The sequence below is a fragment of the Candidatus Eisenbacteria bacterium genome, assembly GCA_020847735.1.
Lineage (GTDB): Bacteria > Eisenbacteria > RBG-16-71-46 > RBG-16-71-46 > RBG-16-71-46 > CAIXRL01.
The window spans coordinates 27,049-52,943 of record JADLBL010000026.1; the positions used below are offsets into that span (position 1 = coordinate 27,049).

Genomic DNA, 25,895 nt, shown 5'->3' on the forward strand with positions numbered 1-25,895 from the left:
AAGCCCTAAGTGCTTGTCGTGCCTCGCCTGAAAATCTATGGCGGCTGGCCTCTACATCTAGAGATGGCGCCCGGGCTGGGTCTGGCTTCGGGCGGCCTGCACGTCATGTCGCCGGAGCTCCGCGCGCTTCGAGCGCGGCCAGTTGCTCCGGCGTGTCCACTCCCGCGAACGGCCGCTCCCCCAGCACCACCCGGATGCGCACGCCGCGCTCCACCGCGCGCAACTGCTCGAGACGCTCGGCCAGCTCGAGCTTGCCCGGCGGCCACGACGCGAACTCCAGCAGCAGCTCGCGCCGGAACGCGTACACGCCCGCGTGGCGGAGCGCGGGCCCGCCCTTCGAAGCGCTGGCGAGGTCGGCGCGCGAGAAGTAGAGCGCGAAGCCCGCGTCGTCCAGGACCACCTTGACCACGTTCTCGTTCGCCATCGCGACCAGGTCCGGTTCGCGGTGCGCGATCGTGCCCATGCGGACCGAGTCGTCGGCGCGCATGGCCGCGACGAGCCGAGTGACCGCCTCGGTCTCGAGCTCGGGCTCGTCGCCCTGGATATTGAGCACCACGTCGGCGTCCGGGCGACGGCGCGCCACCTCGGCCGCGCGGTCGGTGCCGCTCGCGCAGTCGGGCGAGGTGCGCTCGACGGCTGCGCCGAAGGCGCGGGCCACGCGCTCGATGCGGTCGTCGTCGGTCGCGATCACCAGCTCGTCGATGCCGCGCGCCGCGCGGGCGCGTTCCCAGACGTGCTGGATCATCGGCCGGCCCCAGAGAGGAGCGAGCGGCTTGCCCGGAAAACGGGACGCGCCGTACCGGGCGGGTATCACGCCCAGAACGGCGCGGCGGTTGTGGGTCTTTCCCGTGAGCACGGGATGGCAAGCTAGCACGCCCGCCGGAGTGTGTCGAAGGCGCCGGCGCGGGCTCCCGCCCGGGCGTGCCGCGCTGCGCGAGGCAGGCCCCCGATGCGCCCGCCGAACTTCCGCGAAGCATCGGGAATCGCTGGCCGACCGGCACGACGTGCCACTAGACTGCGCGCCCATGCGTCTTGCGTCCCGCGTCCTCATCGTCGTCGTTGTGCTGGTCCTCGCGGGCGTCGCGTGGCTGCTGCGCCCGCCCGCGCCGGTGCGGGCGCCGGAGTATCACGCGGCCGCGGACTACGACGAGGCGGTCGGCCGCCTGTTCGAGTTCCTCTCCCGCGACACGCTGGCGCTGCACCCGGGCTGCGGCACGACCGCGCTGCTCACCGGCGCGAGGTCGCCCCGCGCGTTCGTGCTCCTGCACGGCATCACGAACTGCCCGCTCCAGTTCATGGCGCTCGCCGAGTCCCTGCGCGCCGGCGGCGACAACGTGCTGGTGCCGCGGATGGACCACCACGGCCTCGCGAACCGCATGACGACCGACCTCGCCAACGTTCGAGCCGAGGAGACCGTCGCGCTCGTGTCGGAATGCGCGGGCATCGCGCGCGGCCTGGGCGACACGCTCATCGTGTGCGGGCTCTCGACGACCGGCGTCGCCGCCTCGTGGGCCGCGGTGAACCTGGAAGGGCTGGACCGCGTCGTGGCGATCGCGCCCGCGTTCGCGCCGCCCTGGAAGCCCGGTTGGATCGCGCCCATCCTGACGCGGACCGCACTCAACCTCCCCAACCAGTTCGTCTGGTGGGACGACAAGGCGAAGGAGAACCTCGGCGGGCCCGTGCAGTGCTACCCGCGCTTCTCGACGCGCGCGATGGGCGAGACGTACCGGCTGGGCGAGGAGGTGATGCGCGACCTGGCGAAGCACGCCCCGCGCACGCGCGAGTTCGCGGTGGTCACGACGGGGTACGACCACGCCGTGAGCAACGACCCGCCACACCGGCTCGCGGAGCGCTTCCGCGCGGCCGGCGCTCACGTGCGCGAGCACACGTTCGCGTACAGCGACTCGGTCGAGCACGACATGGTGGACCCGGTGCAGGTCGGCGCCCGGATCGATCGCTCCTACCCCGTGCTGCTGGCGATGCTCCGCGGCGAGCCGGTTCCGGGCCGGTGACGCTTTCGCCCGAGCTCGTCCGCGCCGCCGAGCTCGGCGAAATGGATGCGACCGAGTCGGCGTTTCGCGCCGTCCCGGCCGACTTCGCGAGCGAGGCGCGCGTCGGATGCCAGCGAGCGAACGGCACGCTGCTCGTGCATCTGGCGGCCGCGGACGTGCTCGCCTTCAACCGCGTGATCGGGCTGGGCGTGACGCAACCCGCGGACCTGGACGCGCTCGACGCCGCCGAGGCGCGATTCCGCGACCTCGGCGCGAAGCGCTTCATGGTTCCGCTCGCCCCGGGCGCCGAGCCCGCCGATCTCGCGGAACGACTCGGTGAGCGGGGCTTCTACCGGCACAACCACTGGATCCGGCTCGTGCGCGAGGTTGGCGACGTGCCGCAGGCGCGCACCGATCTGCGCGTCGCCGAGCTCGGGGGCCCGCACGCGGAGGAGTTCGGCCGTGTGAACGCCGAGGCGTTCAAACATCCCCCGGCCATCGCCGTGTGGAACGCGCGGCTGGTCGGCCGGCCGGGCTGGCGGTTCTTCGGAGCGTTCGACGGCGACGCGCTGGCCGGTGTCGGCGGCCTGCACGCGCAGGGCGACGCGGCCTGGTTCGGCTACGCCGCGACCCGGGCGGCGTTACGCGGCCGCGGCGCGCAGAGCGCCACCATCGCGGCGAGACTCGAGGCCGCGCGCGAATTCGGTTGCCGCTGGTGCGTGGTCGAAACCGCCGCCGACACACCCGAGAAGCCGAATCCCTCGACGCACAACCTGCGGCGGATGGGATTCCGCGATGCCTACGAGCGACCGAACTGGGTGAAAGTGCTCGAGGCTCCGGCGACCACGGCCTGAGCCCGGGGAGGACACTTCCCGCGGCTACAGATCACCCGCGGTCCTCATCTGTCCACCCAAACGGGGGAACTCCACCCTCGGACACCTCGATCCACCCTGCGTTCGGGCTGGGGGAATTCGTGCGCTGCCCTGCCGGCGTCATCCGGCTTGCGCGACTTCGATGCCCGACGACGGGGCTGGCTGCGACTTCGCAAGACGAAGTGCCGACGACGATGACGTGTCGCAAACGGCATTCGGACGAGCCCACCCACGCGAACGCCCGCGGAACATTCGTTCCGCGGGCGTTGCACTTCCCTGCCAAGCCTGAGGCTGGCTCAGCCCGCCTTCGCGGCGCCCTCCAGCTCGGCGATCATCTCGCTCACGTCCCTGGCCGACTTGGTCAGCGCGGCCAGCTCCGCGGCGTCGAGCTGCAGGGGCACGATCTTCTCCACGCCCTTGCCGCCGAGCATCACGGGGACGCCGATGAACAGGTTGTTCAGCCCGTACTCGCCCTCGAGCAGCACGCTGCACGGGACCAGGCGCTTCTGGTCGGTCAGAATGGCCTCGGCCATCTCGACCGCACTCATCGCCGGCGCGTAGTAAGCCGAGCCCGTCTTGAGCAGCTTCACGATCTCGGCGCCGCCATTGCGCGTGCGCTCGATGATCGAGGCCAGGCGGTCGGCCGGGACCAGATCCGACACGCTGATGCCGCCGACGGTCGTGTACTTGGGCAGCGGCACCATCGAGTCGCCGTGGCCGCCGAGCACCATCGCCTGGACGTCGGTGCCGGAGACGCCCAGTTCCATCGCGAGGAACGCGCGGAAGCGGGCCGAGTCCAGGATGCCGGCCATGCCGACGACGCGGTGCTTGGGGAAGCCCGTGGTCTTCCAGAACAGCCACGCCATCACGTCGAGCGGGTTCGTCACCACGACCACGTAGGCGTCGGGCGCGTGCTGCTTCACGGCCTGCGCCGCGGGCACGATGATCTCGGCGTTCGCCTTGAGCAGGTCGCTGCGCGACATGCCGGGCTTGCGCGGGAAGCCGGCCGTCATGATGACGACGTTCGCGCCCTTCACGGCCGCGAGGTCCGTCGCCCCGGTGATCGTGCCGCCCTTGTGCCACAGCGTCGCGGCCTGCTGCATGTCGAGGGCCTTGCCCTGCGGCATGCCGTCCATCTCCGGACGGTCAATGAGCACCACGTCGGCGAGCCCGCGCTCGGCCACGAACAGTGCCGCGCTCGCTCCCACGTTACCCGCGCCGATGACGGCGACCTTGTTCTTCACGGAAGACCTCCGGTTGGCGATCGACTGAAACCGAAACGCCGCCACGGTCGTTTGCGACCGATGGCGGCGGGGATCCTGCGATGCGAAGAGCTAGTGGGCCTCGGCCGGCACCGGCAGCACATGAACCTTCTTGCGCGTCTTGCCGAAGCGCGTGAAGTGCACCTTACCGTCCGCGAGCGCGAACAGCGTGTCGTCCCTGCCGAGCCCGACGTTGGTGCCCGGGTGCATGACGGTGCCGCGCTGGCGGACGAGAATCATGCCCGTGCGCACGAGCTCGCCGCCGAACTTCTTCACGCCGAGTCTTTGCGCGTGGGACTCGCGGCCGTTCTTGGTGCTGGACTGACCTTTTTTGTGAGCCATGGAACGACCTCGTGCTTACGCCGAAATGGCGGTGACGCGGATTCGCGTGAGTTCGTCGCGGTGCCCCTTGCGGCGGCGGTATTCGCGGCGACGCTTGAACTTGAAGATCTTGAGCTTGGGTCCGCGCAGGTGTTCGAGGATCTCGACCGCGACCTTCGCGCCCTTCACCGTGGGCTGGCCGAGGGAGATCTTCTCGCCGTCGCCGACGAGCAGCACGCGGTCGAAGGTGACCTTCGAGCCCGGCTCGCCGGGCATGAGCGGCACGTTCAGCACCTCGTCCGGCGTGACCTTCTGCTGGACACCGTTGATGTCGACGATCGCGTACATGATCGCGTAACTCTCCATGAAAGCCGCGGGATACTCCCGCGCGGCGACGCGCCGGCGGGATGCCGGCACACCGTGGCGCCCGCCGGACTGGACGGGCCGGCAGGGTGGTTGCGGAACGGGAGTTTGTAGCATGCGGCGCAAAGCGATGTCAAACTGCGGCCCGTTCACCCGAACCGACGGAGGACCCAGCCGATGAACGCTATTCCGGTGCGCCGGACCACCCGAGCGGCCGCAGGACCTTCGGCGCTTCGGCTCCTCGCCTGCCTGACCCTTCTCGCCGCCGCGCCTCTCACCGGGGCCGCCGACGACGCGCCGGCGACTGGTCGCGGGCACGTGCAGCCGGCCCCGGCGGCGGCCTACGACACGCTCCGCCATGTCGTCGCGACCGACGAGCGCGCGGCGACCGCGCCCGCCGGGACCGAGGCCCTTCCGCCGCTCACGGCGCTCCCCCTGCTGCTGGACACGAACGACCCCGGCTTCGGCACGTCGGTCGTCTTCGGCCGGCTGCCCTCGGTGCGGGACCTCGGCGACCTCATGAGCCTGACCTCGGTCCAGCACGTGGTCGTCGCGCTCAGCGAATGGCCGGCGGGCTACGAGGCGCTGCAGCCGCTCGCGCAGGCGCTCCTGCCCGAGGGCGCCGACCTGATCGTCGTCCTCCCCGGTTACCCGCCGACGCGATCGGCCGCCGAGGCCTGGAACTACCTGCGTCTGCCGCTGCGGCTGGTGCTGGTCGTGGACGGTCCGCCGGCCAACCGCGCCGGCATCGACGAGCTCAACCGCATCCGCGCGCTCGAACGCGTGATCGCCGACATGCCGTACCCCTCGCGCAGCGGCTTCGAACGGCTGCAGCGCCCGCTCAGCTTCCGCGTGATCCGGCCGTAGCCCGCGCCGGCCGCCAGGGCGCTGCGCGCCGCCCGCGTCCCCGGCGCCGCTCGCGCCGGCGCCGGGACGCGTTTCCCGGCTACGTCCCCGGCACGGCCCCGACGACCTGCTTCGTCAGGTCCTGCTTCTTCTCGCTGAAGAGCTTCATCTCGCCGCGCTTGAGCTGCGGATCGTCCTTCAGGTCAATCGCGATCCTGAAGCGCTTCTCGAGCTCCGAGAACCGTCGCGCCTCCTGCTCGACGAAGTACAGCGCGACGTCGGGCGCGACCTTGACGGTGATGCGGCGGTTGCCGCCCATGGCCATCACCCGGCGCATCGCACGCTCGAGCTTGACCAGCATCGTCTCGCTGCTCGGCACCTTGCCGAGCCCGCCGCAGGTCGGGCAGTCCTCCGTGTAGTAGTGCAGCAGGCTCGAGCGCTCGCGCTGGCGGGTCATCTCGACCAGGCCGAGCTCGCTCACGGCGAACGCCTTGGTGCGCGCGCGGTCCTTGCGCAGCTCGCTGCGCAGCGTGTCGAGCACGGCGCGCTTGTTCGAGTCGTTCTCCATGTCAATGAAGTCCACGACGATGATGCCGCCGATGTCGCGCAGCCGCAGCTGGCGCGGCACCTCGACCGCCGCTTCCATGTTGGTGCGGAAGATCGTCTCTTCCTGGTTCTTCTTGCCGGTGAATCGCCCGGTGTTGACGTCCACCGCGACCAGCGCCTCGGCGTGGTCAATGCAGATGTAGCCGCCCTTCTTGAGCCACACCTTGCGCTCGAAGGTCTTCTCGATCTGCGACTCGATCCCGAACGCGTCGAAAATCGGCTCCTTGCCCTTGTAGTGCCGGACGCGATCGGCGAGTTCGGGCGAGACGGCCTTCAGGTAGCGCTCGATCTCGGTGAACGAAGCCCGGTCGTCGATGAACACCTCCTCGACGTCGTCCGTGAACAGGTCACGAATCAGGCTCGCCGTCATCTCGAGCTCGCGGTGCACCAGCGCGGGCGCGCGCGACCCGCCGGCCTTCTTCTCGATCCGCTGCCAGAGTCGCGTGAGGTGCTTGATGTCGGCGGCGTACTCCGCGTCGCCCTTGCCCTCGCCCGCGGTCCTGGCGATGAGGCCGACGCCCGGGGGCTTGAGGTCGTGGATGATGGCCTTGATGCGCTGGCGCTCGGCCCGCTCCTCGATGCGCCGCGAGACCCCGACGTGGTCCACGCCCGGCATGAGCACGCAGAAACGGCCGGGCAGGCTGAGCTGCTGGGTCACGCGCGGGCCTTTCGTGCCGATGGACTCCTTGGTGATCTGCACCAGGACCTCCTGCCCCTTCTTGAGGTGGTCCTCGATCTTGGGGATCGGCGCGCGGCGGCGCTTGTGCCGGTCGCCGGTCGTCTCGTCCGCGTCCGAAAGGTCCTCGAGTCCGCTCAGGGACTCGGCCAGGTCGGAGGCGTGCAGGAAGCCGGTCTTGGGCAGTCCGAGATCCACGAAGGCCGACTGCATGCCCGGCAGGACCGCGTTGACCCGGCCCTTGTAGACGTCGCCGACGTTCCGGCGCTGCTCGGCGCGCTCGACGAACAGCTCCGCCAGCTCGTCGTGCTCGAGGATCGCGACGCGCGTCTCGTACGCGTCCGCGTTGATGATGATGCGCTGCTTCACGGGGCGTCCTTCCGTGGGACGCGAACGTCCGGCTAGGGCGACGACAGCAACTGCATCGGGTCGAGCCGATCGCTCCCGCGCTCCACCCACAGCTCCGTGCGCTCCACGTCCACGGTGCGGGGATCGAGATCCGGGAACAGCAGGCCGACGACGTCGTCGGGCCGGGCCTGGGCTCGCACCGTGAATCGCAGGTGCAGGTCCAGGACGGCCGGAGCTTCGTCGTCGCCCACTCGCAGCGCCGCCAGCGAGGGCCGGGCGTCGAATTCGCGTACCTTGTCCTCGCTGACGCGCCGGACCACGAGGCTGTCGCGCGCGAGCAGTTCGTCCGTCCGCGTCCGCAGCGTCGCGAGGAGTTGCGCCGGCGAGTCACCGGTCTGCTCCACGAACGGGCGGGGGAATCGGACGCGATAGCTCGCGCCTTCCAGCTGGCTCATCAACGAAGGGGTCTTGAAGAGAATGGGCCGGAAGTCCCGGACCCGGAGTCCATCCGGCAGCACGGCGCCCAGCCTCTCGGCGAGGTCGACGCCCGGCGGCCGGCCGAACTCCAGATCGAAGACTTCGGCCCGCGAACGAAATCCCAGCGGCAGCGGCGGCCCGAACGACATCTTGAGGTGCGGGTGATGCCCCTGGGTGAAAGCGAGCGGCAACTCGGAGCGGCGAAGAGCCCGCTCCCAGGTACGCATGAGGTCGAGGTGCGAGAGGAAGCGCATCGCCGCGCCCTTCTCGAACCGGATGCGGAAGCGCGTGGCCGTCGCCACGCCCCCCGCGGTGGCGGGTGCGCGCCGCCCCCGCCGGCCGAACGCCGGCGCCGGCAGCGACGCGAGCGCCGCCCCCAGATCCAGCGTCGCGTGGGGCGTGCGGACCCACGGGCGCTGCGGACACTCGACGACGCCGCACGAGAAGCAGACGTCCTCGAGCCGGCAGTCGTCGGTCACCCCGGCCCGGTCCGCGCGCAGTTTCTCGCGGACCAGGAACTTCCTCGTCACCGGGGACTGCACCGAGTCCCACGGCTGGTCGAGATCCGTCGAACGCCCGATCAGCCAGCGCTCCGGATCCATGCCGTGCTCGGCGAACACCGCGAGCCAGGTGTCGAAGCGCAGGTGTTCCGACCACGCGTCGAACCGGCAGCCGCGCCGGTAGGCCTCCTCGACGACGGCGCACAGGCGGCGGTCGCCGCGCGTGAAAACGCCTTCGAGCAGGCTGGTTTCGGCGTCGCGGTACTTCAGGGAAATCGGCCTGCCCTTCACCGCTTCGCGAAGCACGCCGAGGCGGCGGCGCAACTCGCGCGTCCCGACCTGCTCCGCCCACGCGAACGGCGTGTGCGGCTTGGGGACGAGAGGCGAGACGCTGACCGTGATCCGGAACGCCCGGTTGCCGGCGTCGCGGGCGGCCTGCCACGCACGATGGCCCAGTTCGAGGATGGCGCGCAGGTCGTCGTCCGTCTCGGTCGGCAGGCCGCACATGAAGTACAGCTTGGCGCCCGTGTAGCCTTCGCGGGCCGCCGTCCGGACCGAGTTCAGGAGTTCCTCCTCGGAGTGGTTCTTGTTGATGACGTCGCGCATGCGCTGGCTGCCCGCCTCCGGGGCGAGCGTGATGCTGCCCTTCTTCTGCGCGGCGATGCGCGTGGCCACGTCGGCGGGCACGTTGTCCGGCCGCGTCGAGGGCAGCGAGAGCTGCACGCGCGTCGGGCAGAGCAGGTCGGCGAGCGCGTTCACCTGCTCGACGATCTGGGTGTGATCGGTGGTGGACAGCGAGATGAGCGAGACTTCCTCGAGCCCCGTCCCCTGCAATCCGCGCAGCACTTCCTCGACCACGCGCTGCGCGGGCTTCTCGCGCACCGGGCGGTTGATCATTCCGGCCTGGCAGAACCGGCAGCCGCGCGTGCAGCCGCGCATGACCTCGACCGAGAGCCGGTCGTGGGTGATCTCGCCGACCGGCAGGAGCGGCATCGGCGGGTAGTACTCCGGCTTGAGCTCGCGCGTGTACACGGAGCTCACCCGGTCCGGAAATCCGGGTAGCGCGCGCGGGACGAGCCAGCCCTCGTCGCTCGCCTCGGTGACGTACCCGGAGGGCACGTAGACGCCGGGCACGTGCGCGAGGCGGCGCAGAAGCGCGCGCCGCGGCAGGCGTTCCCGCTTCGCCTGCTTCACCGCGTCCACGACGGCGTGGATCACCTCCTCGCCGTCGCCGATCACGAACGCGTCCACGAACTCCGCCATGGGCTCGGGGCTGAAGGCCTGCGCGCCGCCGGCGATGATCAGCGGGTGGCGCTCGTCCCGCGCGAGGGTGCGCAACGGCAGGCCGGCCAGCTCGAGCATCATCAGCACGTTCGTGTACTGCAGCTCGTACTGCAGCGAGAAGCCGATGATGTCGAAATCGGCCGCCGGCGTGTGGCTGTCGTTGGAGAACAGCGGGATTCCCATGCGCTGCATCTCGGCGGCGGCGTCCGGCCACGGCGCGAACGTCATCTCGGCGGCGGCGTCGGCGCGCCCGTTCACGATGTGGTGGAGGATGCGGATGCCGAGGTTCGAGAGCCCGATCTCGTAGGCGTCCGGAAACGCGAGCAGCACGCCGACCTCCACCGAGGCCAGCGGCTTCGGTGAATCCTGAAGCGCGTTGCCCAGGTAGCGGTTCGGCTTCGAGACCTTCGGCAGCAGCTGGTGCTCGATGATCTCGGTCAGGCTCGTGCTCATCGGACTCGGGCTCTCCTCGGGCGGAGCGTTCTGCGCGCCGGACGCGGCGTACTTCGGGGCCCCGCCCCCGGGGCGCCTGCCGGCGCGGACGGGCGTGCCGGCGTGGCCGTTCGGGAAGCCGTGGGATGCGGCCGGATGGCGGGCCAAGGTAGCACGCGCGGCCCGCCGCGCGGAAGGCTCGAATCGCGCTAACGGATTGCGGCCGAAACGGATTTGGCCCGTCCCGCCCAGGTGTTCTATCGTGCCGCGTTGGGCCGCGACGGCGCGGTCCGCGAGCCTCCCAGCGAAAGGCACGGCCATGAAGGTCTCCGACCGCACGTACTTCGTCCTCAAGCGGCTGCACTCGCTGACCGGGGTGTTCCCGATCGGCGTCTTCCTGCTCGAGCACTTCTACACGAACTCGATGGCCCTGCAGGGAGCCGCCGCGTTCGATCGGGCCGCCGCCGACCTGGCCCGCATCCCCTACGTCGGCGCGGTCGAGGCGTTCGGCATCTGGCTGCCGATCCTGCTGCACATGGTCCTGGGCGTGTTCATCGCCACGACCTCGAAGCCGAACCTCGAGCGCTACGGGTACGCGACGAACTGGATGTACACGATGCAGCGCGTCACCGGCGTCGTGCTGATCTTCTACATCATCTTCCACACGTTCCAGACGCGCTTCGACCCGGCGTACCTCCAATCGCCGAGCCCCTACGACTTCATGCGCAAGCAACTCTCCTCTCCGGCGATGTTCTGGTTCATGGTCGTCGGCATCCTCTCGGCGTGCTGGCACTTCGGCAACGGCCTTTTCGGCTTCGCGATCCACTGGGGATTCGTGACCAGCCGCAAGGCGCAACTTCGGGTCGCCCGCCTGGGGCTCGCGTTCGCCGTGGTCCTCGCGCTCGTCGCGCTCAACTCGCTGCTCGCCTTCACGGGGCGCGGGCTGTATCCCGACTGGATCACCAAGCCGCACGGGCAGGACCACGCGGTCGTGATGGATGGAGGAACGCGCTGATGGCCGCGCCGCGCATCGCCGTCGTCGGCGGCGGCCTCGCGGGCCTCATGGCGACGATCCGCATCGCCGAGGCCGGCGGACACGTCGAACTGTTCTCGATCGTGCCCGTGAAGCGGTCGCATTCCGTGTGCGCGCAGGGCGGCATCAACGGCGCGGTCAACGTCAAGGGCGAGAACGACAGCCCCGAGATCCATTTCGTGGACACCTGCCGCGGCGGCGACTTCCTCGCCCACCAGCCGCCGATCAAGGGCATGTGCTACGCGGCGCCCGGCATCATCTACCTGTTCGACCGCATGGGCGTCCCCTTCAACCGGACGCCCGAGGGGCTGCTGGACTTCCGCCGCTTCGGCGGCACGCTCTACAACCGCACGGCGTTCGCGGGGGCCACCACCGGGCAGCAGCTCCTGTACGCGCTGGACGAGCAGGTTCGCCGCCACGAGGTGGCGGGCCGCGTCAGCAAGCACGAAGGCTCGGAGTTCGTCGGCACGGTGCGCGACTCCGCGGGCCGCTGCGTCGGGCTCGTCGCGCTCGATCTGCGGACCATGAAGACACGCGCGTTCCGCGCCGACGCGGTGATCCTCGCGACCGGCGGGCCGGGCCTGCTGTTCGGCAAGTCCACCAACAGCATCATCAACTCGGGCTCGGCCGCCGCCACGGCCTACATGGAAGGCGCCCGGTACGGCAACGGCGAGTTCATCCAGATCCACCCGACCGCCATTCCCGGCGCGGACAAGCTGCGCCTGATGAGCGAATCCGCCCGCGGCGAAGGCGGCCGGATCTGGGTGCCGCGCACGAAGGGCGACGCGCGCGCCGCGAAGCAGATTCCCGAGGCGGACCGCTGGTACTTCCTCGAGGAACGCTATCCGCACTACGGCAACCTCGTGCCGCGCGACGTCGCGAGCCGCGAGATCCACGACGTGTGCGTCAACCTGGGCCTCGGCGTGGACGGCAAGCTGTGCGTCTACCTCGACCTCACGCACATCCCGCGCGCGACGCTCAAGCACAAGCTCGAGGGCATTCTCGAGATCTACGAGAAGTTCACCGGCGACGACCCGTGCGACGTGCCCATGAAGATCTTCCCCGCCGTCCACTATTCGATGGGCGGCCTGTGGGCGGACTACGAACGCACGGCCGACGGCTTCCTCGATCTCGGCAGTCCGAAGAACCAGATGACCAGCGTGCCGGGGCTGTACGCCATCGGCGAGGTGGACTACCAGTACCATGGAGCCAACCGGCTCGGCGCGAACTCGCTGCTGTCGTGCGTGTACGCCGGACAGGTCGGGGGTCCCGCGGCGGTCGCCTACGCCCACGGCCAGGCGAAGGCCGGCAGCGAGGCGCCCGCGTCGCTGTTCGAGGCCGCCGAGGCGAAATGGACCGCCCGCTTCGCCGACCTGGCGCGCCGCGAGGGGCCCGAGAATCCCTACCGCCTCCACGAGGAACTGGGCCGGGTCATGCTCGAGAACGTCACGATCGTGCGCGAGAACTCGAAGCTGCGCGCCACCGACGCGAAGATCCTCGAGCTGATGGACCGCTGGCACAAGGCGAGCGTGCTGGACAACGGCCAGTGGGCGAACGCCCCGCTGGCGTTCATGAATCAGCTCTGGAACATGCTGCACCTGGCGCGCGTCGTGACGCTCGGCGCCCTGGCCCGCGACGAGACCCGCGGAGCCCACTTCAAGCCCGAGTTCCCGAAGCGGGACGACGCCCACTGGCTCAAGTCCACCATCGCGACCTTCACGCCCGACGGGCCCCAGCTCCACTACGAACCGGTGGACGTTTCGCTCTGCGCACCGGTCGAGCGGAAGTACGACTAGAGGAGACGCGCGAGATGCCCCGACAGTCCATCGAACTCCGCATCCGCCGGCAGGACTCGCCCACCGCGGCCCCGCGCTGGGAGGAGTTCTCCGTGCCGTGGCAGCCGAGCATGAACGTGATCTCGTGCCTCATGGAGATCCGCAAGAACCCCGTGACGCGGCAGGGCCGCACGACCACGCCGGTGCACTGGGAGTCGTCCTGCCTCGAGGAGGTGTGCGGCTCGTGCACCATGCTCGTGAACGGCCGGGTTCGGCAGTCGTGCACGGCGCTGGTGGACAACCTGCCCGAGGGCCCGATCACGCTGGAGCCGATGACCAAGTTTCCGGTCGTGCGCGACCTGCAGGTGGACCGGCAGCCGATGTTCGATTCGCTCAAGCGGGTGCACGCGTGGATCCCGATCGACGGAACCTACGACCTCGGCCCGGGGCCGCGCATGTCCGCCGAGGAGGCGGAAGCCAACTACGTCTTTTCGCGCTGCATGACGTGCGGATGCTGCATGGAGGCGTGCCCGCAGTTCAACGGCCGCTCCGAGTTCATGGGGCCGGCGCCGCTCGCGCAGGTGCGACTGTTCAACGCCCACCCGACCGGCCGGCTGAGCGCCCGCGAGCGCCTGGACCAGATCATGGGCCGCGGCGGCCTCGTGGACTGCGGCAACTCGCAGAACTGCGTCGAGGTCTGTCCCAAGGGCATTCCGCTGACCGAGGCCTTCGGCGAGCTCGGCCGGCAGACCACGGTCCAGTGGCTGAAGCTGCTGTTCCAAAAGTAGCCGTGGCCTTCGCCGGCAACCGCAACGACGGCTCCACCTCGGTCGCCGCCGGCTTCCTCGACGCGCTCGAGCGCTGGGTCGCCGTGGACCGCTCCCCGTCGGCCCCGGCCCTGCGGGCGGCGCTGCTGCCGTGGCTGCGCGCGGCGCAGGCGGCCCAGCCGAGCATGGCGCTGGTCCACCAGCTGGCCGCGCGCGCGCTGTCGGTGGCGGACGCCGGCCTCGCGCGCGAGGACGGCGCGGCCGACCTGCGCGCCCACCTCGCCGCGAGTTGCGCGAGCGAGCGCGGCGACCTGGCCGCGGCGGCGAAAGCCTCGGCGCGCACGGCGGCGGCGCTGGTTTCGCAGCCCGGTCCCTGGATCGCGACGCTTTCCATGAGCGGCCTCGTGCTCGAGGCGCTGCGCGAGCTTCGCCGCGGCGGCCGGGCGCCGCGGGTGATCCTCGCCGAGAGCCGCCCGAAGCTCGAGGGCCGCGCCATGGCGGCGGCGCTGGCGGCGGACGACATCCCGGTCTGGCTGGTCGCGGACGCCGCCCTGCCGATGCTCGTGCAGCAGGCCGCGGCCGTCTGGCTCGGCGCCGACGCGGTCACCGAGCACGGCGTGCTCAACAAGGTCGGTTCGTTCGTGGCGGCGCTCGCCGCCCGCGAGCACGGCGTGCCGGTCCACGCGATCGCGACCCGGCGCAAGCTCATTCCCGCCGCGACGCCCGCGCTGGCGATCGCCGAGATGCCGCCCGCGGAGTTGTGGGATGCTGCGCCCGCGGGCGTGAAGCCGCGCAACGTCTACTTCGAGATGGTGCCGCTGGCGCTGCTGCGCGGCGTCGTCGTCGAGGGCGACGTGCTGGGCCCGAACGAAATCGCGGTCGCCGCGGCCGACCGTGCGCTGCCGGACGAGTTGTCAGCTGCTCCGCCGCAGGGCGACGCGGGCTGAAGGCCCGCCGCCCGTTCGACGATCCCCTGTTTCCGAGGAGGCCCGCAGATGAAGCGACCGAACGAGTTCTCGCGAGGCACCATGGAGAGCGCGCTCGCCCGACAGGCGAACCAGTGCGCGTCGTGCGGCACGCCGATCACCTGGCTGGGTGAGGACGGCCGCCTCGATCACCGCTTCGGCGAGAGCGGCCAGGCGCACCACCTGACCCCGGTTCGGCTGGGCGGAACGAACTCCGAGCGCAACTGCGTGATTCTCTGCCAGGCGTGTCACTACTCCGCCCACGAGGGCGGCAACTACGCGCACGGCACCGTGCTCGGGCACGACACCGACTTTCCGCACTACGCGGGCGGCACCACGAAGGTGAAGGCGGCCCGCAGCCGTCGCTGAACGCGGAACCCCTTCCGGAGCGTCGTCCCGCGCGGGAGTGGCCCGCGCGGGGGGCACGGCGCTCAGCGCGGCGCCGGCTCGAGCGATTCGAGCAGCCACCGCCCGGTGTGCGAACGCCCGCTTGCCGCGATGCGCTCGGGCGGACCTTCGGCGACCAGTTCGCCGCCGCCGTCCCCGCCGCCGGGTCCCAGGTCCACGACCCAGTCGCAGCAGCGGATGACGTCGAGGTTGTGCTCCACGAGCACGACCGTGTCGCCGCGTCCGGCCAGGTCGTCGAGCACCTCCAGCAGCAGCTGGATGTCGGCCCAGTGCAGCCCCACGGTCGGCTCGTCGAGCACGTACAGGCACGGTCCCGTGCCGCGCGCCGAGAGCTCGCGCGCGATCTTCAGCCGCTGCGCCTCCCCCCCCGACAGCGTGTTCGCGCCCTGCCCGAGCCGCAAATAACCGAGCCCGACCCGCCGCAGGATGTGCAGGCCGCGGGTGAACTTCGGTTCGCTCGCGAAGTGGTGGAAGGCCTGGTCCACCGTCATGTCGAGCGCGTCCTTGATGCTCGCGCCGCGGTAACGCACCTCGAGCACCTCGGGCTTGAAGCGCGAACCGCCGCACACTTCGCACGGCACGGACAGATCGGCGAGAAAGTACATCTCGACCTCGACCCGTCCGGCGCCCTCGCAGTTCTCGCAGCGCCCGCCCGCGCTGTTGAAGGAAAACGCGCCCTCCTTCCAGCCGTGCTGGCGGGCGGCCGGCTGGCGGGCGAACAGCTCGCGCAACGCGGCGTAGGCGCCCATGTAGGTGACCGGGCACGAGCGCGGCGTCCGGCCGATCGGCGACTGGTCCACCAGCACCACCCGCCGCAGGTGTTCGAGCCCCTTGAGCGCCCGGTGCGCTCCGACGGGCGCGTCCTCGCGGCCCTCGAGCGCCCGCAGCGCGGCACGGTAGAGCACGTCCTCGACCAGGCTGCTCTTGCCGGAGCCCGAGACGCCCGTCACGGCCGTCACGCGGCCGATCGGAAAGCGCGCCGTCACGCCCTTGAGGTTGTGTTCCCCCGCCCCTTCGACGGTCAGGAACGTCCGCGGCTCCCCGGGCGCGCGCGGGCGCACGACGCGTTTCTCCCCGGCCAGCCAGCGCGCGGTGTCCGATCCGGCGGCGGCGCTGGCATCCGCGGCCGGACCGGCGTAGAGCAGCCGGCCTCCGTTCTCGCCCGCCCCGGGCCCCAGCTCGACCAGATAAGACGCCGCGCGGATCACCATCGGTTCGTGCTCGACCACGACCAGCGTGTTCCCCCGCGCGGCCAGCTCGCGCAGGATGCCGATCAGCCGTTCGGTGTCGCGCGGGTGCAGCCCCACGGTCGGCTCGTCGAGCACGTAGAGCGTGTCGGCGAGGTTCGCGCCCAGCGCGTTCGCGAGCTCGATCCGCTGCGCTTCGCCTCCCGAAAGCGTTCGCGTGAGGCGATCGAGCGTCAGGTAGCCCAGGTCCACGCGGAGCAGGAATCGCAGGCGCGACCGCACTTCGGCCAGCGCGGTGCCGGCGATGGTGCGCTGAGTCTCGGACAGATCGAGCTGATCGAGGAAACCGGCGGCGGCCGAGATCGAGTGCGCGCACAACTGCGCGATCGAGAGCCCGCCGAGCTTCACCTGCAGGGCCTCGGGCCGCAGCCGGGCGCCGCCGCAGGCGCCGCACCGCCGCGGGCTCTGGTAGCGACGGACCACGAAGCGATTCCCGGCCTTGTACGACTTCTGCTGCAGCCGCTCGAGAAACGGGAGGACGCCGCGAAACGTCCGGTCACCGTGGAGCAGCAGGTGGCGATGCTCCTCGGACAGCTTCCGCCACGGCACCTCGAGCGGAACCCCGCGTTCGGCCGAGAGCTTCTGCAACTTCGGCCACATCGTGGCGCGCCAGGATTTCGCCCAGGGATCGAGCGCGCCGGCCTTCAGGGACTTCGATGCGTCGGGCACGATCAGCTCCGGCGCGAAGGTCAGCACGTCGCCGAAGCCACGGCATTCCGGACAGACGCCCAGCGGGCTGTTGAACGAGAACAGCGCGGGCTCGGGCTGCACCGCCGGCCGGGAACAGTTCGCGCATTCCCAGCGCTCGCTCCGCGCGACGGGCTCCGCTCCGCCGAGTTGGAGCAGCAGGCGTCCCTCGCCCCGGCGGAACGCCTGCTCGCAGGCCTCGACCAGGCGCTGCGCTTCCTCCGGCCTCCAGCGGAAGCGGTCCACCAGGATCTCGAGCGACTTCGTGCCGCGGCGCAGCTTCGGGAGCGGGTCCAGTTCGACCAGATCGCCCGCGATGCGCGCGCGCGTGTAGCCCGCCCGAAGCAGGTGCCCGGCCTGCTCGGCCCACGCGAGCCTGGCGGAAAGCGCCACGGGCGCGAACACGTGCAGCCATTCGCCCTCCGGCCGGCCGGCCGCTTCGCGGGCAACGGACTGCGGCGAGTCGGCGAGCACCGGGTGGCCGCAGTGGGCGCAGTGGACCGTGCCGATCCGGGCGTAGAGCAGGCGCAGGTAATCGTGGACTTCGGTCGCCGTGCCGACGGTCGAGCGGGCGCTGCGCGCGGGAGCGACCTGCTGGATGCTGACGGCGGGCGTGAGGCCGTGGATCGCGTCCACGTCGGGGCGCGGCAGGCGTTCGAGGAACTGCTTGGCGTACGCCGAGACGGACTCGACGTAACGGCGCTGGCCTTCCGCGTAAAGGGTGTCGAAGGCGAGCGAGGACTTGCCCGAGCCGGAGACACCCGTGATGACCGTCAACTCGCCGCGCGGAAGGTCGAGATCAAAGTCGCGAAGGTTGTGCTGGCGGGCGCCGCGGATGCGGAGCAGGCGGACGGGCTCGAGGGCGGGATCTTTCATGGGAGGGAGCGCGGACGATAGCACGCGCCACAGGGCCGGCCGCCGGAGCAGGATGCGGGCGGCTCCGGCATCCGTGCCGGTAACCGCACCGCGCGAACCGGAGGGGACGGCCTGCCTTGACTCGGAGCCCCCGGTTCAATGCGCGCCCGTAGGGGCGTTCAAAGTTGAAGGGCGGCCGGCGATCAAGCCGACGCGCCCTTCAGGACGTGCCAGGTCCAGACAACCGGTTACTTCTTCTTCGCGGCCTTCTTCTTCGTGGCCTTCTTCTTCGCAGCCTTCTTCTTGGCAGCCATTCGGGGATCACCTCCTCCGCATTCACTCGATTCGTTCGTGCTCTGCGGACTACCGTGATGGCGACGCGGACGAATCCGAGCGGTCGCGTCTCGCCCGAGTGCTCCAGCACGGCCCGTGCCAGTCGCTGGTGGCCGAACTGGCGGCATGACGTAATACCCATTGAACAATGGCTTTAGCGACTCATGCTGGCCTGGGATGCGGACTGATGCGGCGTGCGATCGCCGAACTTGAAATCTTCTAAGTGTCAATAAACTAGCTTCTTACGCCGAAAACGAAACGCATCTCGTTGTCTGCACACGAGATGCGCGGTGGTGTCCAGTTTGTTGCGTCCGTCCAGTTACTTGACAGTCCTGGCCTCCTCGATGCGAAGCCGTCGCAGTTTCTCGATCAGCCCCTGTCGGGAGATGCCCAGGATGCGCGCCGCCCGGCTCTTGTTGCCGGAGGTCATGCGCAGCACCTCGCTGATGTGATCCGCTTCGATCTGCGCGAGCGTCGGCAGCCCGAGCACGTCCCGCACCGCCGCAACCGCGGTGCTCGCCGGCGCGGTGCGGCGTCCGAGCAGCTCCGGCGGGAAGTGCTCCGAGTCGATCTGCTGGCCCTCCTCGAGCAGGACGACGCGTTCGATCAGGTTGCGCAGCTCGCGGACATTGCCCGGCCAGGGGTATTCGAGCAGCACGCGGCGGGCCTCGGGCGTGAAGTCGTCGAACGATTTCTGGAACTTGCGCGAGAACTCCCGCATGAAGTGCCGCGCCAGCATCAGCACGTCCTCGCCCCGCTCGCGCAGCGGCGGCAGGGTGATGGACACGACCTTGAGCCGGAAGTAGAGGTCGCCGCGAAACCGCCCGGCCCGCACTTCCTCCTCGACGCTCTTGTTAGTGGCCGCGACGATGCGGATGTCCACCGAGATGTCGTGCGCGCCGCCGACCCGCTTGAAGTTCCGATGATCGATGAATCGCAGGAGCTTGGCCTGCGTGGGCAGCGGCATGTCGGCCACCTCGTCGAGAAAGAGCGTACCGCCGTCGCACAGCTCGACGAGCCCCTTCTTGGTGTCGGAGGCGTCGGTGAAGGCGCCCTTCTCGTGGCCGAACAGTTCGTTCTCGAGCAGCGCCTCCTGGAAGGAGGAGCAGTTCACCTCCATCAGCGGCGCCTGGGCGCGGTCGCTTCGGTAGTGCACCGCGCGCGCCACCAGTTCCTTGCCCGTCCCGCTCTCGCCCGAAATCAGGACCGAGGTCGCCTTGCTGCGGACGACCTTGTCGATCAGGGCGCGCACTTCGCGCATCGCGGCCGACTGCCCGATGATCTCCTCGCCGGAGTAGTGCTGCCAGGCGCGCCGGCGGTAGAGATCGAGCTCGGTCGCCTGCCGGAAGTTCCGGCCGGCGGACTCCACGGCCAGCACGATGTCCTCCAGCTCGTAGGGCTTCCGCACGAAGTCGCAGGCGCCGTGCTTCATGGCGTCCACCGCGGTCTGCACGTCACCGTAGGCGGTGATGATGATGATCTGGAGCAGCGGATCGAGCTGGCGCGCGCGGCGCAGCACCGACAGCCCGTCCGTGTCGGGCAGGCGCATGTCGAGGATCATCACCTGCGGCCGGACCTCGCCCACCTTCTCGAGGCCCTCGGCTCCGGTGCTCGCGACCTCCACGGCGTAACCGCGCGCGCGCAGGACCTTGCCGAGCGACTTGCGGATCAGGAGTTCGTCGTCCACGACCAGCACGGAGGTCTTCACGGCGTCACTCCTCCGTCTTGCCGGGCGGCTCGGCCGGCAGCGGCAGGGAAACGCGCAGCGTCGCGCCTCCTCCCGGGTTGTTCCTGGCCGTCACCACGCCTCCGGTGTCACGGACGATCTGCACCGAGATCGGCAGGCCGAGTCCGGTGCCCATCGAGCGCGTGGTGAAGAACGGGTCGAAGATCTTCTCCATCAGATCGCGGGGAATCCCCACGCCCGTGTCGCGGATCGAGACGTCCACGAGCGACCGGCGCGTGCGATAGCGTCGCACGCCGGTGGCGATGGTCAGCGTGCCTCCTTCGGGCATGGCCTGCGCGGCGTTGATGCACAGGTTGAGGAACACCTGCTGCATCAGGTCGGGATCCACCTCGACCAGCGGCAGTCCCTCCATGAACTCTCGGATCACCGCCACCTGCAGGTCCGCGAGCTGCGCCGACATGAGGTCGAGCGTGCGCTCGAGCACCTGGTGAAGGTCGCACGGCTGGGGCCGCGCCTGCGGCGGGCGCGCGAACAGCAGCAGGCCGGTGATGATCTGCTCGATGCGATCCAGCTCCTTGATGACGTCGTCGAGGTCTTCGCGCCGCGCGTCGCGCGGCTTCAGCTTCGAGGCGACGAACTGGATGGTGGTGCGGATGCCCGTGAGCGGATTGCGGATCTCGTGCGCGACGTAGGCCGACAGCTCGCCGAGCGAGACCAGCCGGTCGATCTTCTTCTGGAACTCGCCGTCCTCGCTCTCGTAGATCGCCTCGGCGAGGATGACCGAGCCGGTCAGTTCGCCGTCCTCGTCGCGCATGGGCAGCGACTCCGCCTTGAGCGTGATCTCCCGTCCCTCGGTCTCGATCCGGAAATCCCGCGCCTCGCGGGTCGAGCCCTTGAGCCAGCGGGCCTCGGCGCCCGGAAAAACGCGATTGCCCGGCAGGCCGAGCAGCGCTCCGGGCTCGACGCTCAGCAGGTCCTCGAGGTGGCGGTTCGCGTAGACCACCTTCCGCTCGCGGTCCAGCGCCACGACGCCCTGCTCGAGCGTGTCCAGCACGGTGGCCGGCAGGGCCATCTCGCGGACGTCCGTTCCGCCTTCCGCGGGACGGTGGACGACGTCGGTGCGCACGGTGCGATCCTTGGCGGTGCGAGGCGGACGTCCGCTCCCGCGCTCCCCTCCGGGCGCGCTCGGCGGCGGGGCCGATCCCTCGGCGTTGTGGACGTGGGACAAGAGGTAGCACAGCACCCCGCGTCACGAAACGCCAAACTGGGCCGGGACTCGCGGCGCCGCAAGGCGTGGCGCCGCGTTGTGCCCGGCGCGCACCGGCTGCTAGACTCCCCGCCCACTGTTCCCACCCCACTCGAAGCACCGCGGGCCCCATTCCGGAGTCGCCGAATGCTGCATCACCTGCGCGCAGGCAACAAGCGCACGAAGATCATCTGGCTGGTCATCACGGTCGCCACCGTCTTCACCTTCCTCATCGGCTTCAGCTTCTTCGGCAGCATGGGAAGCGACTCCCGCTCGGCCGCCCGCCAGTCGGGGTCGTACGGCGAGGTCAACGGCGAGAAGGTGACCGCCCAGATGTGGCAGGGAGCGCAGAACTCCGCGATCCAGGCCTACCGGCAGCAGTACAACACCGACCCGACCGACCGGGACCTCAAGTCGGTGCAGCAGCGCGCCTGGCGCACGCTGGTCAACGAGATCCTGTTCGCGCAGCAGGCGAAGCAGGCGGGCATCAAGGTCACGGACAACGACGTGATCGTCGGCATGCGCACGACTCCGCCCGCGGCCCTGTACACGGCCGAGGCCTTCCAGACGAACGGCAAGTTCGATCCCCAGAAGTACGCGGCGGCACTCGGCAACCCCAACATTGACTGGTCGCCGTTCGAGGAGCAGATGCGCGAGGAACTGCCCGTTCGCCGGCTCCAGGAACGGCTCATGTCCTCGCTCAAGCTCTCCGACGGGGAACTGCGCGAGGCCTGGCACGACCGCTACGACCGGCTGACCGCGGTCATCGTCCAGGTTCCGCCGGCCGACACCGGCTCGGCCGGAAACTCGGAGGCCGAGATGCAGAAGGTCTACGAGCGCTACCGCACGCGCCTCGCCACGCCCGCGCGGACGCAGCTCGAGCTGCTCGCGATCCCGATCCAGTACAGCCCCGACGAGGTCCGGGACGCGACCGAACGCGCGAAGGGCATCTACGACCGCGCGATCGCCGGCGAGGACTGGAACACCCTCGCGCGCGACAACTCCGAGGGCGCGAACGCCGCCAGCGGTGGCGTGATCGATCGCTTCCTCCAGCCGTCGGAAATGGGTGCGGTCGGTCCACAGATCGCCGCCCTCAAGCCCGGCGGGATCCTGCCCCCGTTTCGCGAGGGCGGCCAGGTTCTGATCTTCAAGGTGCTCGACCCGGCGCGCGATTCGGTGGCGCGCAACGCTCCGGCCGGCGCCTTCAAGCTGGCCCAGATCGCGATCAAGCTGCGGCCGTCCCCGGAGTCGCTGCGCGAACAGTACGAGAAGGCGGAGGCCATCGTCCGGAGGGCCGAACAGGTGGGGCTCGCCAAGGCCGCCACCGAGAAGGGGCTGTCCACCGAGAAGACGCCGGCCTTCGACCAGAACAACCTGCCGCCGCAGCTGTACGTGGCACCCGAGGCCGCCGACTGGGGCCTCACCAACAAGCAGGGCGCCGTGAGCCCGGTGTTCAGCACCGGCGACGTGTTCCTGATCGCCCAGGTCGCGCTCCAGCACCCGCCCGGGCCGCCGACGCGGGCGGAGATCGGCGACCAGCTCAAGCAGATCGCCGACGTCGAACACCGCGTGAACGCCGTCAAGCCGCGTGCGGATCGGATCGAGCAGGCGCTCAAGTCCGGTCAGACGCTCGAGCAGGCCGCGCAGGCGACGGGGCTTTCCGCGCAGACGATCCAGATGACGCGCCAGCAGCCCGACCCGCGCGTGATGGTCGCGCCCGACCTGCAGGGCGCGCTCTGGGCGGCCAGGCCCGGACAGGTCGTCGGACCCTTCCATTCGCTGGGAGGCTGGTACTTCGGGCGGCTGGAAAACATCACCACCGCGCCCGACTCGACGTTCAACGACCAGATCAAGGGCCAGCTGACGACCGAGATCCTGCAACGCCGCCAGCGCACCTTTTTCGACGGCTATCTGACGATGCTGCGCGAACGCGCGAAGATCGAGGACAACCGCCGGGCCTTCCTGAACGATTGAGCCGTCCCCGCGCGGGCGCGGGCGAAACACACATCGGCGCGGCTCCGGGGTGCCCGGGGCCGCGCCGATTCGTCAGCGGGCGGGCGCTCAGCCGCCCGATTTCTTCTCGTTCGCCTTCGACGCGTCCGCGGGCGGCTCCTCGCGCTGGATCTCGTCGGTGATCTCGCGCTGCGCCTTCTTGAACTCGCGGATCGCCTGCCCGAAACCGCGCGCCATCTTCGGAAGCTGACTCGGCCCGAAGAGCAGCAGCACGATCAGCAGCACGATCAGCATTTCCCCGCCACCGAAGTTGAACACTTCCGTCCCTCCGTCTGTGAACCGCTCAGGGCTCGATCCGCAACCGGCTCCGGTCGCTGCCGATGATCACGCTCACGTCGGCGAGGTCCGAGTCCCAGACCTGTCGGATGAGCGGTGGCCCGCCGAGATAATGCGCCACTTCGCGCGCGGTGGAAAGGTCGCTCCGGCGGGCCACCACCAGGGAGGAGAAGTAGTCCGGGCGGTCGGCGTTCCGCACGTCCACGACCTGGTAGCCGCCTTCGCGCAGGAAGGACGCCACCCGCCCGCCGATGCCGGCCTCTCCGGAGCCGTTCAGGACCTGCACGCGAACGACTCGCGCGCTCTTCGAAAAGGGCCGGGCCGCGCGCAGGCCGCCGAAGCGCGTCCACGCCCACGAGCCGGCGAGCGCGAGCACGACCAGCGCGAGCGCCCAGACGAGCGGTCCGCCGGATCCGCCGCGCCTACGCGCCACGGCGACGCGCCTTCGCCGACGGCTTCCGGCCGTCGGCCGCGACCGCGGCGCGCAGGCGCCGCCAGGTGTGGGCCAGCGACTCCGGCAGCACCTTGGTCCCGCCCACGACCGGCATGAAGTTCGTGTCGCCGTCCCAGCGCGGCACGAGGTGCAGGTGCAGGTGCCCGGGGAAGCCCGCGCCCGCGACGCGGCCGACGTTGAGGCCGTAGTTGACCCCGTGCGGCCGGTATTCGGCCGCCAGCACGCGTTCGGCGAGCGCCGCCAGCTCGAGCAGGTCCACGCGTTCGTCCGCGGACAGCTCGGTGAAGCGCGCCGCGTGCCGCTTCACGGCGACCATCAGGTGCGCGGGGTTGTACGGGTAGCGGTTGAGGAGCAGCAGCGCGTGGCGATTCCGCGCGACGACCAGGTCGCGCGCGTCGGCACGGCCCTTCGCGACCCGGCAGAACAGGCAGCCCGACGGCCGGTCGGCGCTGCGCAGGTAACCCATCCGCCACGGCGCCCACAGGCGGTCGAGCGCGGCCGTGTGGCTTCGCCGCGCCGGCATCAGCGTCCCTCCCGCATCGCGAAGTACACGGCTTCGGCTTCGGCGAGTTGCGCCACGGTGTTGATCCCCAGCAGCTCGCGCGCGTCCGGCGCGCAGACGACGGCGGCCCGCTCGCCGCGGGCGCGTAGCAGCGCGACCGTGTCGGTCAGGTAGTACTCGCCCTGCGAGTTCTCGGCCGTCAGCCCGTTCAGCACGCCGGCGAGCGAGCCGTAGCGAAACGCGTAGATGCCCGAGTTGACCTCGTCCAGCGCGCGCTCGGCGGCGCTGGCGTCCTTTTCCTCGACGATGCGCTCGATGCCGGCGCCGTCGGGGGTTCGGACGATGCGTCCGTAGCCCGTGGGATCCGGCAGGCGCATGCTGAGCACGGTCACGGACGCTCCCGACTCCGCATGGCGCCCGAGCAAGGCGTGCAGCGTCTCCGCGGTGAGCAGCGGCGTGTCGCCGCACACGACGAGCAACGTACCGGTGAATCCGGCGAGCGCCGGCGCGGCCATCCGGCAGGCGTGCCCGGTGCCGCGCTGCTCGGCCTGCACCGCCCACTCGAGGTCCGCGCGGCCGGCGAACGCCGCGCGCACGGCTTCGCGCTGGTGTCCGATCACCACCACCTTGCGCGCCACGCCCAGCTCGTCGAGCGTCGCGACGACGTGCGCCAGCAGCGGCCGGCCCGCCATCGGATGCAGCACCTTGGCGAGGTCGCTGTTCATGCGCTTGCCCATGCCGGCCGCCAGCACCAGCGCGACGGTTCCGGGGTGCGAGAAACGGCTCATCGGGGGCTCCATTCGAAGTTGTCGATCAAGCGTGTCCGGCCGATACGCGCCGCCACGGCCACCAGCACCCGGCCGTTCACCGTGCGGACCGGTTGCAGGGTGCCGGCGTCCACGACCGCGACGTAATCCTCGCGCACCAGCGGGTAACCGGACCATTCGAGTCGGATGGCCGCCGCCAGCCGTGCCGCCGAGCGTTCGCCGCGACCGAGAAGCACGCGCGCCGACGAAAGGCCCTGCGACAGCGCCACCGCCTGCTGGCGTTCGCGCGCACCGAGGTAGGCGTTTCGTGACGAACGCGCCAGACCGTCGGGCTCGCGAATCGTCGGACCCCGCCGCACGCGGGTCGGCACCAGCAGGTCGGCGATCATGCGTTCCAGCACGACCGCCTGCTGGGCGTCCTTCTGGCCGAGCCACAACTGCTCGGGCTGCACGGCGTGCAGCAGGCGCGCGACCACGGTGGTCACGCCGTCGAAATGTCCGGGGCGCGAGGCGCCCTCGAGCGTGGCCGTCAGCTCCCGCACCTGCACGCGCGTGCGGTCGCCGGGCGGGTACACGTCCTCGACGCGCGGTTCCCAGAGCAGGTCCACGCCGGCCGCGGCGAACCGGGCGCGATCGCGCCGCAGCGGCCGCGGGTAGCGCCGGTAGTCCTCGCCCGGCCCGAACTGGAGCGGGTTGACGAAGATGCTCGCCACGACGCGGTCCGCCGCCCGCCTTGCGAGCGCCACGAGCGAGAGGTGGCCCTCGTGGATGGCGCCCATGGTCGGCACGAACGCGACCGACTCGCCGCGCCGGCCGAACACCGCGCGCGCGGCGCGCAACTCGGCAACCGTGACGACCTGGCGCATCGCGGTGCGACGGCCCGCCGCCACGCGCCGGGAACG

At 70.5% G+C, this 25,895-nt stretch carries 23 protein-coding genes; 9 read left to right on the top strand and 14 right to left on the bottom strand.

Going from position 1 to position 25,895, the window contains the following annotated elements; genetic code table 11:
* Positions 1–103 precede the first annotated feature (103 nt).
* Positions 104–856, bottom strand: a complete 753-nt coding sequence (gene kdsB / locus IT347_14380; protein ID MCC6350770.1) for a 3-deoxy-manno-octulosonate cytidylyltransferase — start codon at positions 854–856, stop codon at positions 104–106.
* A gap of 169 nt (positions 857–1,025) precedes the next feature.
* Here kdsB and IT347_14385 point away from each other — a divergent pair, with 169 nt between their 5' ends.
* Both IT347_14385 and IT347_14390 read left to right on the top strand, forming a co-directional pair.
* The gene (locus IT347_14385) at positions 1,026–2,012 is read left to right on the top strand and encodes a hypothetical protein (GenBank protein MCC6350771.1); all 987 of its coding nucleotides are present in this window, start codon (positions 1,026–1,028) and stop codon (positions 2,010–2,012) included.
* On the top strand, positions 2,009–2,845 hold the full coding sequence (locus tag IT347_14390; GenBank protein ID MCC6350772.1) for a hypothetical protein: 837 nt from the start codon (positions 2,009–2,011) through the stop codon (positions 2,843–2,845). The genes IT347_14385 and IT347_14390 overlap by 4 nt, the downstream gene beginning before the upstream one ends.
* A 314-nt stretch (positions 2,846–3,159) precedes the next feature.
* Here IT347_14390 and mdh read toward each other — a convergent pair whose 3' ends face one another.
* The 3 genes from mdh to rplU all read right to left on the bottom strand — a co-directional run bounded on the left by mdh (position 3,160) and on the right by rplU (position 4,794).
* Complete coding sequence (gene mdh / locus IT347_14395) at positions 3,160–4,107, bottom strand: malate dehydrogenase (protein ID MCC6350773.1); 948 nt, start codon at positions 4,105–4,107, stop codon at positions 3,160–3,162.
* 90 nt (positions 4,108–4,197) lie between these two features.
* Positions 4,198–4,467 (bottom strand): 50S ribosomal protein L27, encoded by a 270-nt coding sequence (gene rpmA / locus IT347_14400; GenBank protein MCC6350774.1) that lies wholly within the window; start codon positions 4,465–4,467, stop codon positions 4,198–4,200.
* Between the two features lie 15 nt (positions 4,468–4,482).
* Positions 4,483–4,794, bottom strand: a complete 312-nt coding sequence (rplU, locus tag IT347_14405; protein MCC6350775.1) for a 50S ribosomal protein L21 — start codon at positions 4,792–4,794, stop codon at positions 4,483–4,485.
* Between the two features lie 192 nt (positions 4,795–4,986).
* Between rplU and IT347_14410 the strand changes: the two genes are divergently transcribed.
* Positions 4,987–5,676 carry a hypothetical protein gene (locus IT347_14410; GenBank protein MCC6350776.1) on the top strand — a complete coding sequence of 230 codons (690 nt, stop codon included), beginning with the start codon at positions 4,987–4,989 and terminating at the stop codon, positions 5,674–5,676.
* Between the two features lie 79 nt (positions 5,677–5,755).
* On the opposite strand, the gene IT347_14415 is transcribed toward IT347_14410, so the two are convergent.
* Both IT347_14415 and IT347_14420 read right to left on the bottom strand, forming a co-directional pair.
* A complete protein-coding gene (locus IT347_14415; protein ID MCC6350777.1) occupies positions 5,756–7,306 on the bottom strand; it encodes an Rne/Rng family ribonuclease in 1,551 nt (516 codons plus the stop codon).
* A gap of 32 nt (positions 7,307–7,338) precedes the next feature.
* The gene (locus tag IT347_14420; GenBank protein ID MCC6350778.1) at positions 7,339–9,999 is read right to left on the bottom strand and encodes a TIGR03960 family B12-binding radical SAM protein; all 2,661 of its coding nucleotides are present in this window, start codon (positions 9,997–9,999) and stop codon (positions 7,339–7,341) included.
* 298 nt (positions 10,000–10,297) lie between these two features.
* Here IT347_14420 and IT347_14425 point away from each other — a divergent pair, with 298 nt between their 5' ends.
* From IT347_14425 to IT347_14445, 5 genes are read left to right on the top strand one after another with little or no spacing between them, the layout of a single operon-like run.
* Entirely contained in the window at positions 10,298–10,993 is a 696-nt protein-coding gene (locus IT347_14425) for a succinate dehydrogenase (protein ID MCC6350779.1), read from the top strand.
* Positions 10,990–12,807 carry a succinate dehydrogenase flavoprotein subunit gene (gene sdhA, locus IT347_14430; GenBank protein ID MCC6350780.1) on the top strand — a complete coding sequence of 606 codons (1,818 nt, stop codon included), beginning with the start codon at positions 10,990–10,992 and terminating at the stop codon, positions 12,805–12,807. The genes IT347_14425 and sdhA overlap by 4 nt, the downstream gene beginning before the upstream one ends.
* Positions 12,808–12,821: 14 nt before the next feature.
* The gene (gene sdhB / locus IT347_14435) at positions 12,822–13,574 is read left to right on the top strand and encodes a succinate dehydrogenase iron-sulfur subunit (protein MCC6350781.1); all 753 of its coding nucleotides are present in this window, start codon (positions 12,822–12,824) and stop codon (positions 13,572–13,574) included.
* Between the two features lie 2 nt (positions 13,575–13,576).
* Positions 13,577–14,500, top strand: a complete 924-nt coding sequence (locus IT347_14440) for a hypothetical protein (GenBank protein MCC6350782.1) — start codon at positions 13,577–13,579, stop codon at positions 14,498–14,500.
* Positions 14,501–14,548: 48 nt separating this feature from the next.
* Positions 14,549–14,887, top strand: coding sequence for an HNH endonuclease (locus IT347_14445; GenBank protein ID MCC6350783.1), 339 nt, complete (start codon positions 14,549–14,551; stop codon positions 14,885–14,887).
* Positions 14,888–14,949: 62 nt separating this feature from the next.
* Here IT347_14445 and uvrA read toward each other — a convergent pair whose 3' ends face one another.
* The 3 genes from uvrA to IT347_14460 all read right to left on the bottom strand — a co-directional run bounded on the left by uvrA (position 14,950) and on the right by IT347_14460 (position 20,861).
* The gene (gene uvrA / locus IT347_14450; protein MCC6350784.1) at positions 14,950–17,736 is read right to left on the bottom strand and encodes an excinuclease ABC subunit UvrA; all 2,787 of its coding nucleotides are present in this window, start codon (positions 17,734–17,736) and stop codon (positions 14,950–14,952) included.
* 631 nt (positions 17,737–18,367) lie between these two features.
* A complete protein-coding gene (locus IT347_14455) occupies positions 18,368–19,756 on the bottom strand; it encodes a sigma-54-dependent Fis family transcriptional regulator (GenBank protein ID MCC6350785.1) in 1,389 nt (462 codons plus the stop codon).
* 4 nt (positions 19,757–19,760) lie between these two features.
* Positions 19,761–20,861 (bottom strand): PAS domain-containing protein, encoded by a 1,101-nt coding sequence (locus IT347_14460; protein ID MCC6350786.1) that lies wholly within the window; start codon positions 20,859–20,861, stop codon positions 19,761–19,763.
* A 267-nt stretch (positions 20,862–21,128) separates the two neighbouring features.
* Here IT347_14460 and IT347_14465 point away from each other — a divergent pair, with 267 nt between their 5' ends.
* Positions 21,129–22,955, top strand: a complete 1,827-nt coding sequence (locus IT347_14465; GenBank protein ID MCC6350787.1) for a SurA N-terminal domain-containing protein — start codon at positions 21,129–21,131, stop codon at positions 22,953–22,955.
* A gap of 87 nt (positions 22,956–23,042) precedes the next feature.
* Here the strand turns inward: IT347_14465 and tatA are convergent, their stop codons facing one another.
* The 5 genes from tatA to IT347_14490 are packed head-to-tail and all read right to left on the bottom strand — an operon-like array spanning position 23,043 to position 25,859.
* A complete protein-coding gene (gene tatA / locus IT347_14470) occupies positions 23,043–23,252 on the bottom strand; it encodes a twin-arginine translocase TatA/TatE family subunit (protein ID MCC6350788.1) in 210 nt (69 codons plus the stop codon).
* Positions 23,253–23,277: 25 nt separating this feature from the next.
* Complete coding sequence (locus tag IT347_14475) at positions 23,278–23,703, bottom strand: LytR C-terminal domain-containing protein (GenBank protein ID MCC6350789.1); 426 nt, start codon at positions 23,701–23,703, stop codon at positions 23,278–23,280.
* Positions 23,693–24,247 carry an HIT domain-containing protein gene (locus IT347_14480; protein MCC6350790.1) on the bottom strand — a complete coding sequence of 185 codons (555 nt, stop codon included), beginning with the start codon at positions 24,245–24,247 and terminating at the stop codon, positions 23,693–23,695. Before IT347_14480 ends, IT347_14475 begins: the two co-directional genes overlap by 11 nt.
* Positions 24,247–25,014, bottom strand: a complete 768-nt coding sequence (locus IT347_14485; protein ID MCC6350791.1) for an NTP transferase domain-containing protein — start codon at positions 25,012–25,014, stop codon at positions 24,247–24,249. Before IT347_14485 ends, IT347_14480 begins: the two co-directional genes overlap by 1 nt.
* Entirely contained in the window at positions 25,011–25,859 is an 849-nt protein-coding gene (locus IT347_14490) for a pantoate--beta-alanine ligase (protein ID MCC6350792.1), read from the bottom strand. Before IT347_14490 ends, IT347_14485 begins: the two co-directional genes overlap by 4 nt.
* Positions 25,860–25,895 lie beyond the last annotated feature (36 nt).